Below are 11,831 nucleotides of genomic sequence, written 5' to 3' on the forward strand. Positions count from 1 at the left end.
CAGGAAAGTGAAGCGGGCAGAAAAGTGGCAGTGCTTTTAAATGAGCTCGGCAGTGTATCGGTTGACAGCGGACTCATTGGTGATGGAGTGCCTCTGAAGGAATTGTTTGACGGGTGCATTTGCTGCACAATTCAAGATAAACTGGAGGTTCAGCTTCATGAGTTACTAACCGAAAATGAACTGGATGCGGTTTATATTGAAACGACGGGTGCAGCTCATCCAGTTGAAGTATTGGATGGCATCATGTCGCCGATTTTCGCCAAAAAGCTGGAGTATAAAGGGATCATCACGGTCGTCGATTTATTAAGGTGGCGCGATCGGGAGGAACTGTCTCCGCAGCTTCGACAGTTGCTTGCAGAGCAAATCCATCATGCCGATTTCATTTTATTGAATAAAGCGGATATGGTAAGTGAGATGGAGGCCGCACAGCTAATATATACGATACAGGCGCTGAATACGGATGCTGTATGTTTATTGACGGAGTATGCAGCCGTTTCATTGGCATCATTGCAGCAAATGCAAAGAAAAAGGCATAATGGACATCAAAAGCTTGATGTACATGACCATTTGCACTTAACTGCAATCGTTCATACATTTGAAGGTGCTGTGGCACAAACCGATTTTGAAGAGTGGCTTAGAGCACTGCCGGAAACGGTCTATCGAATGAAAGGATATATTTCCTTTACACATTCACAATACCCGCATTTATTCCAATACTCCTACGGAATGCCGATGTATATGAATGAAATGATGAAAATGCCATTGAATATCGTCATGATCGGGGAAAAGTTGGATAAGGAAATGTTGATCGGTCAGTTGAAAGCTTTGGAAGCGAAAGCGGCCCGATAAACGTTTACCGCCCATTAAAGAAGGGAAACATGAAAAGAAGACTTTCTTATTAAGGAGGCGGTATCAGTGCCATGGAATAAGAACGATTACCCAAACTCGATGAAGAATCTAGATAAAGATGTCAGGGAAAAGRCTATAGAAATCGCGAATGCTTTATTGGATGAAGGATATGAGGATGGAAAAGCCATTCCAATTGCCATAGACCGGGCTAAGATGACAGTAGGAAATGATTAAGAAAATGGTCAGACCCACATAGGGGTCTGACCATTTTTATTGTTGCATTCCAAAGGCGGCAAATGTCTTTTCGTCTTCTATCAATCCGCAGGCAGCGCACTGAACACGAACTTCAGGACCATTATATGCTAGATGGAATGGCAGAAGGGAGTCGTTCGAATATTGTTCAACAATCTCACCGGATTGGGGATCCTTTTTAATGGGTGTTGCTACTTGCTGAATGAGATTGAAGCGAGATTTATTTGTCCGGCAATTCGGACAGCGGTATACTTGAGACATTGTACTCACTCCTTTTTTGGATTTTAAAAAGCATGATATCTTATTATTAAGATAGTCTTTACAAACTTGAACATTAATATGTAAAAATTAGTAATGGATGGAAGGGATACTATGAAAGAAAATGTCAGGCAAGAAGAATTACTGCTGGCTTATTTAAGCATATGGAACAATCGTAAGGTGAACGATGGAGGGGGAAGGGAAGTGTTGCCGGAGCTCATCAGACGAGAGATTTTGGATGAAAATGCGCATCCACGCGCCCGAAAACCAGTATTGGAGAAATTTTACCTTTCTATTAAACGCGTGATGGAATCATCGCTTTCGGAAGAAATGAAAAATGCGATTGTAATGGCCTATATCACTGAATTGGAAAGATTATGATTTTTTGAGTGTGTACGGATGCTTGTTAGCAAATATTCTTTTATGCTTCATACTTTTTTCACAAATCATTGTTAAAATTTTTAAAAAATAGATATTTAATGAATAAGGAGCTTAAAATTATGAAGTGGGGCGGGCTTTTTCTTGCCATCGTACTGCTTACGGGGTGTAATAGCGGTAATGCATTTACTAAAATCAATAAAAGTCAATCTTTCCTGGCAACTGTCAATATCAAGGATACCTCACTGACTTTCATAGACGAAAACTATCATGCTTTTGCAAAATGGGATATTTCAGAACCATTTACCGGAGCCCTGCTCCTGGCAGACAAAGATACTATCCTGCTTTATGGAAAAGAGATGGAGAAAGTCCAAGTGTACTCTTTATCTGCAGGAAAACTGATAAACAATTGGGAAATTGGAAAAGGTATCGTCAATATGCAGTTGTTACGTGATGGAAAAAGCATCGTGGCGGTCAATCAATCGAATCACTCCATTTATTTTTTAAATGCTGATGGGGAGGAACAGGATATTGTCAAGGTTGGTAAAAGCCCCTTGACCGTTCTTCAAGGAGAGCAAGCGAATCGATTGTATGTTATTAATTTTGGTGATACCAAATGTTCAGTGATAAACYTTGAAACGAAAAAGGTCGATTTCGAATTTCCCGTACATAGTTCCAGCACAGGCACATTATTAAGGGAAGAAAAGGATGAAATATKGATTGGAGGACACGGTGATGGGGATCAAGTGGAAGAAGATCTTTATATTTATTCGGCAAAAACGGGAGAGTTGAAGAAAAAGCTTAAGGCCCCAACCATGCCGATAAAGTTCCTGGAAAATGAGGAAGGGATATTTGTCCTTAGTCATGGGACTAGCTCCTTATATAAATTGAATGATCAATATGAGGAAGTCAAAAGCAAAGTGGTCGGCGTCAACCCCTTTGAAATGGCGAACTTTAATGAAGATGTGGTCGTGGCGGGATATGATAGTGATGAAGTGTATGTAATGGATGCTGAAACAGTCGATGTTAAAAAAATAATCAAAGTCGGCGAAGGTCCATTCCAATTGATGTTGAGGAGTAGATGACATGCATGTTTACACCATTTTAGTCGTGGATGATGAAGAAGATATGCGTAATCTAGTTGAAATGTATTTGCTGAACTCAGGTTATCGATGCCTTCAAGCTGCGAATGGAAAAGAAGCTATAAGTATGGTTGAAACAGAGGAAGTGGATTTAATCCTATTGGATATCATGATGCCAGGTATGGACGGTTTCTCCGTTTGTGAAGAAATTCGTGAAATTGGGGAGATCCCTGTGATATTTGTCAGTGCGAAAGGTGAAGAATGGGATAAGGTGAAAGGGCTGAAGCTTGGCGGCGACGATTATATCGTCAAACCTTTCAATCCAGGAGAATTGGTCGCAAGGGTCGAAGCGGTATTGCGAAGGACAGGGAAATTATCATTGACTGAAGAGAATCAAAACCATGTCCGATTCGGTAAAATTAGCTTGAACTTACAATCCAGAACGGTTTTAGTGGAAGGGAAGCCAATCAATTTAACCTTGAAAGAATTCGAATTGCTGTTATTCCTCATGCGTCATAAAAGCCAGGCACTCAGCCGTGAGCAACTGCTTGAAAATGTATGGAGCGGTGAGTATGGAGGATCTTTGCGTACTGTGGATACCCATATTAAAACGTTACGAATGAAATTAAGAGCGGCCGATTACATTCAAACCGTCTGGGGAATCGGTTATAAGATAGAGGAAAAGAAATGATCTATGAATGGCGAACCCTTTCTTTTAAATTATGGCTCACCATTATCTCCGCCATCATCCTATCCGTGCTGTTCGCTTACTCCCTTTCTCAATATTATTATAAAAATCTATATGTGGAGAAGCTTAAAACGGATTTAGTCAATGAAGCATCATTGCTAGGGGCGGATTATTCCGGCGGTGAAATCAGCGAGGACTTTAAGCAAAAAGTTGAATGGTTTAACAGTAAGAACGACAGCGAAGTCTTTGTCGTCAATAATCCCAGGGAATTGAGTGCTTGTCTGCCTTTTGAAATCAATTACGATACCCTTATTTCTGAAGAAGAACGGCAAATGCTTTTAGATGGGAAAGCTGTTGAAAAAGAAGGATATGAGAAAAGGTTTGAAAAGAACATCGTAGCGGCCATCATACCTTTGATTGACGAAAATCGCCTCGAAGGTATCATCTATACATATATTCCTGTAGATTCCATTACGGTCTTATTTAAGGAATTTGCTGCAAAATGGTTGGCGGCGGTTCTATTATTTTTGATTGTCGCGATTTTGTTTACTACTAAATGGTTGAAAAAGCTAGTCAGTCCGATTAAGGAAATCGAGACTGCTGCCCATCGTGTCTCAGAGGGGGATTATGACATACAGGTCGAGGTAAGGAGTCATGATGAGATAGGTAAACTGGCAATAGCCTTTAATGATATGGCCAATTCCATCCATTTGGAAGAAGAAAGAAAAAAAGAATTTCTAGAAAATGTTGCACATGAGCTCAGAACCCCGCTTAGTTACGTAAAGGGATATACGCAGGCCATATTGGATGGTGTCGTGAAAAATGATGAAGAGCAACGGAAATACCTTCACCTCATTTCAAGGGAGGCTCTTAGGCTGCAGCGGCTTGTGGGAGATCTTATGGACTTATCAAAAATGGAAAGTGCTCCATTCTTGTTAAATAAAACCCCGATTGCCTATGCGCAATTCATTGAAGACGTACTTGTGAAATATGAACCGATAATAAAGGAAAAACAATTGGACCTGAAGCTAGACCTGGATCCAGACCCGATTATTTTTGGGGATGAAGGAAGGATGGAACAGATTCTACATAACATTTTTGATAATGCCATTCAGTATACGGATTCCGGAGGGGCGATTCATATTACCCTAATTCAGCGTAAGGATGATTGCGAACTGCTGGTAACTGACACGGGCAACGGGATTCCGGAAGCGGATCTGCCGTATATCATGAATCGTTTTTACCGTGTGAACAAAGCACGCAGCCGATTTGATGGCGGTTCAGGGCTTGGACTGTCCATTGTCAAAAAATTGGTGGAATTACAAAATGGTAAAATTGAAATAGAAAGCAAGGAAAAAAGGGGAACAACAGTCAGGGTCATCCTGCCGAATATAAAAGAAGAATGGAATTCATAAAAAGGGGATACGTTCAAAAATGAAAAAAATCATGTTATTTTGCATGGCGTTAATTTTTTTGGCTGGATGCGGCAAGAAAGAGGAGATTCCAAAAATGTTAAATGTCGATTTAGCTGTCGATCCAACTCAGGGTAAAGTGAATGAGCCTGTGAAATTTCAGGCAAAAGTAACATATGGGGACGAAGTCGTGACAGATGCGGATGATGTCAGTTTTGAAATTTGGCTTGCGAATAGCGATGACCATGACAAGATAGCAGTAAAACATAAAGGGAACGGTATATATGAACTGGAAAAGGCTTTTGATGAAGAAGGTACCTATTATGTATATGCCCACGTAACGGCAAGGGACATGCACAACATGCCAAAGAAAGAATTCGTCATAGGCAAACCAAGCACTCCCGAACAAAATGGCGGAAAAAAAGAAATGGACGAGATGAATGATGAAGAACTGAAATGATGAATGTACCATCAAAATCAAAACAATTCGGGCTTAAATCCGGATTGTTTTTTTCTTTGGAAAAATGTTCAAGACGATAGGGGGAAAATGAGGAAATGTCGAAGTGAAACCGAAAAATTTGTAACATAAAAGTAAAGAAAGTCATAATAATTCGGTTAGTAACGATATGTCAACTAAAAGTTATTAGTATTCCATGGAAATGGTTCTATGTAACTACCATTGACAAATAATTACTGGAAAAATATGAGTATTAATACTATTGGCAGAAACATAGATAGTTAAAGCATTTCTGCTTGTTTTCTCGGAAACTTGGATTATAAATATATTTTCATTCGCATCCTGTGAATTTGATGGAAATTGATGGTGCCTTTATTACAAAAAGTGCATGTTATGATAATTCCAGAAGCAAAGCACAACAAAAAATGAACATCACAGGAGGAAATACGAATGAAAAAGAAAATGATTATGTCAGCAGCAGCGGCTGCAGCTATTATATTCACAGGAGTAGGAGCTAACCAAGCTGAAGCAGCCAACTGTGATACAGTGAAACAAGTAACTTATAAAACTACGAATAAAGAGGATATGCAAAAAGTCCTTAACCAATACCTTGCTAAATACAATATCACTATTCCTGCAGCGCAGGCACAACAAAAACCAGTTCAAAAACCAGTTCAAAAACCAGTTCAACAACCAGCTCAACAAGAAGTTGGAACAACGAACCAATCAAAACCAGCAGCAAAACCTGCAGCACCAGAAGTAACACCTGATAAATCAACTGATAAAAAACCAGAGACAAGCTCTGAATTAAGTGCATTTGAACAAGAAGTTGTTAAATTAACGAATGCAGAACGTGAAAAACAAGGTTTGGCAGCTCTTAAAATCGACACTGAGTTGAGCAAAGTTGCACGTATCAAGTCTCAAGACATGAAGGATAAAAACTATTTTGACCACAATAGCCCGACTTACGGCTCACCTTTCGATATGATGAAACAATTCGGAATCAGCTATAAAACAGCTGGCGAAAACATCGCACAAGGTCAACAAACACCAGAAGAAGTGGTACAAGCTTGGATGAATAGCCAAGGACACCGTGAAAACATCATGAACCCTAGCTTTACTCATATTGGAGTAGGTTACGTAGAATCTGGTAACTACTGGACTCAACAATTCATCGGAAAATAATAGATTAATAGAAAAGTGCATCCCATTAACATGGGGTGCGCTTTTTTTTTTGCGAGAATGGTTCCATTCCATGGGAAAAAATTAATTGTACCATTTATTAGCTCTCTATAATGTACCCAAATCTAAAAAAATTGAACCAAGAAATAACTGGAACCGCACCTTAACATCAGTGAGGTCCCGTTGAAGCCACTTAAATTTCCGATACATCGATTTCTGAATACTGTGTATTGAAACTTTTTTGAAGCCGTATTTCCAATGTTGATTCTTTATATTGGGCTGATGCTCCTTTTTTCTTTACAGGTGCGGGGAGTGTTATGACATGACGATCTGACTCTTCGGGAATCCCCTCGATGATGGATTGGTTAGATGTATGGTAAAGTTTCATTTTCTTTAGCCAAGATTCATCTTGTATTGGAATTCTTACGAAGACATATAAGTGGGTTTCAAATACTTCGGCATGTAAAGGATGTTCAGATCTGGCATTTACTTTTTGTGAGCCGCCATCTTTTTGGTTCATCATACCTTGCATATTGTCAGGGATCACTTGTGAAAATACCTTTTCAATGAACGATTGAACATCACTTTGCTGCATATTTTTCATGAATTCCTTTTGGTTAGGGTTATTCTTAAAAGAAAAAAGTGAATTCCAGGGAAACATATTGAATTCCTCTCTCCTGTTTATGGTCTGACAGGTTTATTTGTTATATTTTATGCAGCTAAAGCCCAGAGGTTCTTTTTTATAATTACTAAATTATAGAAAATGGAATAAACTTATGTATAATTAAGTAAAATCCATTAGATAAAGAGGGTAAGCCTGTGGATGAAAAAGTAGCTTTTATTACTGGTGGAGCAACGGGTATCGGCAAAAGGATGGCATTTTCACTCGCGGATAATGGAATGTCCATTATCATTACTTATCGAAAAAGTAAAAAGGCAGCTTTAGCATTAGTGGATGAATTACAGGAAATGTACCATGTTAAGGCAATTGCGATTCAAGGTGACTCGTCAAGTGAGGAAGATTGCCGGAATATATTGCAAAAGATTTCGGAGACATTTGGCCATGTTGATATCTTCATTCATAACGCGGGGCCATATATGCATGATCGTAAACCGATGACTGAATATGGCGGCGATGAATGGAAGTACATCATGGACGGGAATTTAAATGGTTTTTTCTATTTTGCAAAGGAACTTATTCCACAAATGCGCAGCAGAAACTGGGGCAGAGTCATTACCTTAGGGTTTGAACGGTGTGAAACTGCACCAGGTTGGATTTATCGTTCTGCTTTTGCCGCTGCAAAGAGCGGCTTGACCTCCTTGACAAGAACATTGGCTGCGGAAGAAGCTACTCATGGAATCACCGTGAATATGGTTTGTCCTGGTGATATCATAGGGGATTGGAAAGAGAAGGAAATAAGGATCGCGAGAGCAGAAAAGGATGATACGGTTCCAGTCGGCAGACCGGGGACGGGGGAAGATATAGCGAGGGTCATCACGTTCCTTTGTGATGAAAAATCGGATTTCATTACCGGGAGCATCATACCGGTAACAGGCGGTAAGGATGTTCTTGGGAAAATATATAAAGCCTAGTGATTTAGAATTTGAATTCAGAATGAATAAAAGTGAGGTTGGTGTAATCCAGCCCCACTTTTTTTATGCCATTTTTTTATATTTTACTCGCTGAATGAACCGTAAGCGAGCAGCCAAGCCTATTGCCCCAAGAGCCAAGCCGGAAATTAAGCCGATCCAATACCCAAAGGCTCCCATATCCGTAAACTTTGCAAAGAAATAGCCAATTGGAAGCCCGAGAATCCAGTAGGAGACCAGTGACATGGCAAATGTAACATTTACATCTTTATATCCACGCAAAATGCCCTGAATAGGTGCCTGCAGGGCGTCCGATATCTGAAAGAAGATGGCATATATTAAAAAATGTGATGTCAGCATCATTACTTCGTGATCTTTAGTGTATAAAAAGGCCACAGGTTCACGGAAGAGGAAGAGGATGGTCGACAAAACGAGTGACATCGTCAAGGCCAGCGAAATGCCAATCCAGCTATACTCTTTGGCATCTTTATAACGGGCTGCCCCGATTTCAAATCCAATGACGATCGTCAATGCCATGGATATACTTAGCGGTATCATATAAAGCAGTGACGCAAAATTCATGGCAATCTGGTGTGACGCAATCGTAACGGTATCATACTTACTCATCAAAAGGGTGACAGCCGAAAAAATGCTTGTTTCAAAGAAAATAGCGAGCCCGATGGGTACCCCAATCAATAATAAGGCCTTCCATTCTTTCCATGAAACCCGGAAAAATTCAGTGAAAACCTGATATGTCGAAAATGGGTTTATTTTTATCACGACCAGTATGGCCACCAGGGCAATTAACCAATAGGTAATGGCAGTGGCGTACCCGGAACCGACACCGCCAAGTTCAGGGAATCCAAACTTCCCGTATATTAACAAGTAATTAAAAAGGACGTTTACCGGGAGTGCACATAAGGTAATGATCATGGAAATCCTGGTTTGCCCCAGAGCATCGATGAAAGCCCTCAACGCATTATAAATGAATAAAGGAATGATACCGAGTGAAAGGGCGATCAAATAATCATGAGCCACCATGTGGACACTATCTTCAAGGTCCATGGCATTCAATACGGGGTTCAAAGAAAATGCTCCAATGATTAAAATGATCAAGGCTAAAGCCACAGCTAAATAAATGGCCTGCATCACGGAATAGGAAACGGATTTGGACTGCCTGGAACCCACCAGCTGTGAAACCACCGGTGTTAAGGCAATCAATATCCCGCTCAGCCCCGTGTACACGGGTGTCCATAGCGAACTGCCGATGGAGACGCCAGCAACGTCCTGAGTGCTGTATTGCCCCGACATCATCACATCAAAAAAAGTCATGGCATACATGCTGATTTGGGTGATCAGGATAGGTATCAATATATAAAATAACAGGCGGATCTTTTGTGATTTAGTATAAGTCTGATTCATCAAAGTACCTCAATATCAATATTTGGAATTTTCAACACAATGAAAGAATTATATCACATAAGCATGTGATATTTTAAGAATTTTTATTTGATGCAAAAAAGACTTGCCGTTTAGGGCAAGTCTCAGTTTGTAGATAAATCCGATATTTAATTAAGATTGCCTACATTTTTTTAGGCAGTGTAAAATATGAACGTTGATTTCCACTACAGGCRCTCGCTTTCCGCAGGCGTTCCCGCAGGAGTCTCGAACACCCGCTCCAATCAACTTTGTTTAAAAATTCAGATGGAACCCCTTTTGTCAGTCACGCATGGATTCAAAATCATTCATGGCTTCCGTATCTGAGTCTTTTTGAAGAATGAATGCCTGTGAAGGAATGGCAATTTGTACTCCTTCCTGTTCCAATATCTCCATTATTTTAAAGTTCACATCTTCTTTGATTGATAAATATCCTCCAAAGTCCGTGGCTTTCGTGAAGAAATATAGGTAAAGGTTGAAACCGGAATGACTGAACTCATCAAATTTAACCAAAATTGTTTCTGGATGTACTTCAGGATGATCAATAAGCATTCTTTCAATGTCTTTAATGACATTTTCCAATTTTTCTTTTGGTGTTGTGACATTAACACCCAAATGGAAGGCGATCTGTCTTTTTCCCATCTTGGACCAGTTGATGATCGGTTCATTCGAAAGGGTCGCATTTGGGACTGTAACTAAAGCTTGGGCAAAAGTCCGAACTTTAGTGCTTCGGAATGTGATGTCTTCAATGGTTCCCTCCACGCTTGGAGTTTTGACCCAATCTCCTATGGTAAAAGGTTTTTCGGTAACGATGACGATACCCCCGAAGAAATTGCTGACGGTATCTTTAGCGGCAAGTGCGAAAGCCAATCCACCCAAACCAAGCCCAGCAACAAATCCATCGACATTGAATCCCCATTCTTCCGCGATGATGGAGGCACCAAAAGCAATGATGATTATGTTTGTGATTTTTGTAAAGAACGGCATGACGATTTGATCGACTTCAAGTCCGAATTTACTTACTAATTTCGGAAATAAAATGGTTAAGATCGAACTGATGTTGAAAATCGTCCAAAAGAATAAGAAGACAAAAAACGACCTGTATATTTTCGATCTGAGTTCAATCGAAGGTGAGTCGATCGGAAAGTAGTGCAGTGAAATGATAACCCCAATCAAAACGATAAGCCATCTTACTGGCTGTTCTATTGCGAGCATTAAGTTGGCGGCAAATTCAACTTTACGTTTTTCTGCAATCCGTAGAAAGAACTTGAATATATATGTAGTAAATACTTTCCGAAGCAAAAGGAAGATTAGGAAAATGCCTATGGAAATTCCTAATTTGGTCCAGGCTTCGATTTCATCAAATTGATTGAGTGATTCAGAAACTTCTTGCAATGTATTACTCCTCCATTGTATCTTGTAGTATTGTAGAATACTAAGATTATAATATATTCATGCTGAAAAAGGAAAAATAATCGATGATTACATACATCATGGGGGATTTCGGTTCACTGAATACTTTTTCAAGTTATTAATGGCAAGGATATATGGTAATATGGATGCAAAGTGATTTTTTAAGTTTGGAAGGTGGAAATATTGACTAAGAAAATAGTATTTACCGGAGGCGGTTCTGCCGGTCATGTATCTGTTAATGCAGCAATCATCCCGGAATTTTTAAAGCATGATTGGGATGTTACTTATATTGGTTCAAAAAAAGGCATTGAAAAAAATATCATCGAAACGGAATTTCCAGAGGTCCGTTATGAAACGATTTCCGTTGGGAAATTCCGGCGTTACCTATCTGTTGAAAATATGAAAGATCCTTTCCGGGTCATAAAAGGGATTTTTGATGCACGAAAAATATTAAAAAAGACCAAGCCTGATTTCATTTTTTCTAAAGGTGGTTTCGTTTCGGTTCCAGTCGTTTTGGCAGGCAGGATGCTTAGGATTCCGATTGCCATACATGAATCGGATTATACGCCTGGTCTGGCTAATAAGATCGCGATGCCACTTGCATCGAAAATTTTCACTACCTTCCAAGAAACGGAAAAAGAACTTCCAAAAGAGAAGGCCATGTATCTTGGCGCTGTATTACGCGATGGCATTTTTACGGGAAACGCTTCTACTGGTAAAGCATTTTGTGGATTCACGAAAAACAAACCGGTGTTACTCGTTATGGGCGGAAGCCTTGGGGCCGTTAAAATCAATAATTTAATTACAGATAACCTTGATGCCTTATTAAAGGA

At 39.8% G+C, this 11,831-nt stretch carries 13 protein-coding genes and 1 pseudogene; 10 read left to right on the forward strand and 4 right to left on the reverse strand.

The window, feature by feature from the left end:
- Together AC1DVB_RS21960 and AC1DVB_RS21965 are read left to right on the forward strand one after the other, a co-directional pair.
- Window positions 1-849: CobW family GTP-binding protein (locus AC1DVB_RS21960; protein ID WP_477590933.1), on the forward strand; the 849-nt coding region annotated here is incomplete at its 5' end.
- Window positions 850-915: 66 nt separating this feature from the next.
- Window positions 916-1,062 (forward strand): annotated as a pseudogene (locus tag AC1DVB_RS21965) (DUF2188 domain-containing protein); the annotation flags it as partial.
- 57 nt (window positions 1,063-1,119) lie between these two features.
- Here AC1DVB_RS21965 and AC1DVB_RS21970 read toward each other — a convergent pair.
- Window positions 1,120-1,362 carry a hypothetical protein gene (locus AC1DVB_RS21970; protein WP_034307479.1) on the reverse strand — a complete coding sequence of 81 codons (243 nt, stop codon included), beginning with the start codon at window positions 1,360-1,362 and terminating at the stop codon, window positions 1,120-1,122.
- A gap of 111 nt (window positions 1,363-1,473) precedes the next feature.
- On the opposite strand from AC1DVB_RS21970, the gene AC1DVB_RS21975 reads away from it, so the two are divergent.
- The 6 genes from AC1DVB_RS21975 to AC1DVB_RS22000 all read left to right on the forward strand — a co-directional run bounded on the left by AC1DVB_RS21975 (window position 1,474) and on the right by AC1DVB_RS22000 (window position 6,561).
- Window positions 1,474-1,740: a hypothetical protein gene (locus tag AC1DVB_RS21975; RefSeq protein ID WP_477590935.1), complete on the forward strand. Its 267-nt coding sequence runs from the start codon at window positions 1,474-1,476 to the stop codon at window positions 1,738-1,740.
- 119 nt (window positions 1,741-1,859) lie between these two features.
- Complete coding sequence (locus AC1DVB_RS21980) at window positions 1,860-2,822, forward strand: YncE family protein (protein ID WP_477590937.1); 963 nt, start codon at window positions 1,860-1,862, stop codon at window positions 2,820-2,822.
- Window position 2,823: 1 nt separating this feature from the next.
- A complete protein-coding gene (locus AC1DVB_RS21985; RefSeq protein WP_239858333.1) occupies window positions 2,824-3,510 on the forward strand; it encodes a response regulator transcription factor in 687 nt (228 codons plus the stop codon).
- Complete coding sequence (locus AC1DVB_RS21990; RefSeq protein ID WP_477590939.1) at window positions 3,507-4,922, forward strand: sensor histidine kinase; 1,416 nt, start codon at window positions 3,507-3,509, stop codon at window positions 4,920-4,922. The genes AC1DVB_RS21985 and AC1DVB_RS21990 overlap by 4 nt, the downstream gene beginning before the upstream one ends.
- Window positions 4,923-4,941: 19 nt before the next feature.
- Entirely contained in the window at window positions 4,942-5,379 is a 438-nt protein-coding gene (locus tag AC1DVB_RS21995) for a FixH family protein (RefSeq protein WP_057277352.1), read from the forward strand.
- Window positions 5,380-5,826: 447 nt separating this feature from the next.
- Complete coding sequence (locus tag AC1DVB_RS22000; protein ID WP_328176923.1) at window positions 5,827-6,561, forward strand: CAP domain-containing protein; 735 nt, start codon at window positions 5,827-5,829, stop codon at window positions 6,559-6,561.
- Between the two features lie 190 nt (window positions 6,562-6,751).
- Here the strand turns inward: AC1DVB_RS22000 and AC1DVB_RS22005 are convergent, their stop codons facing one another.
- Entirely contained in the window at window positions 6,752-7,219 is a 468-nt protein-coding gene (locus tag AC1DVB_RS22005; RefSeq protein ID WP_057277354.1) for a hypothetical protein, read from the reverse strand.
- Window positions 7,220-7,377: 158 nt separating this feature from the next.
- On the opposite strand from AC1DVB_RS22005, the gene AC1DVB_RS22010 reads away from it, so the two are divergent.
- Entirely contained in the window at window positions 7,378-8,151 is a 774-nt protein-coding gene (locus AC1DVB_RS22010) for an SDR family oxidoreductase (protein WP_082609320.1), read from the forward strand.
- 63 nt (window positions 8,152-8,214) lie between these two features.
- Here AC1DVB_RS22010 and AC1DVB_RS22015 read toward each other — a convergent pair whose 3' ends face one another.
- Together AC1DVB_RS22015 and AC1DVB_RS22020 are read right to left on the reverse strand one after the other, a co-directional pair.
- Window positions 8,215-9,570, reverse strand: a complete 1,356-nt coding sequence (locus tag AC1DVB_RS22015) for an MATE family efflux transporter (RefSeq protein ID WP_057277355.1) — start codon at window positions 9,568-9,570, stop codon at window positions 8,215-8,217.
- A gap of 297 nt (window positions 9,571-9,867) precedes the next feature.
- Window positions 9,868-10,980, reverse strand: a complete 1,113-nt coding sequence (locus AC1DVB_RS22020) for a mechanosensitive ion channel family protein (RefSeq protein ID WP_235568267.1) — start codon at window positions 10,978-10,980, stop codon at window positions 9,868-9,870.
- Between the two features lie 201 nt (window positions 10,981-11,181).
- On the opposite strand from AC1DVB_RS22020, the gene AC1DVB_RS22025 reads away from it, so the two are divergent.
- Window positions 11,182-11,831: glycosyltransferase (locus tag AC1DVB_RS22025; RefSeq protein ID WP_477590943.1), on the forward strand; the 650-nt coding region annotated here is incomplete at its 3' end.

It is taken from the genome of Peribacillus sp. P4_D6 (assembly GCF_056401795.1).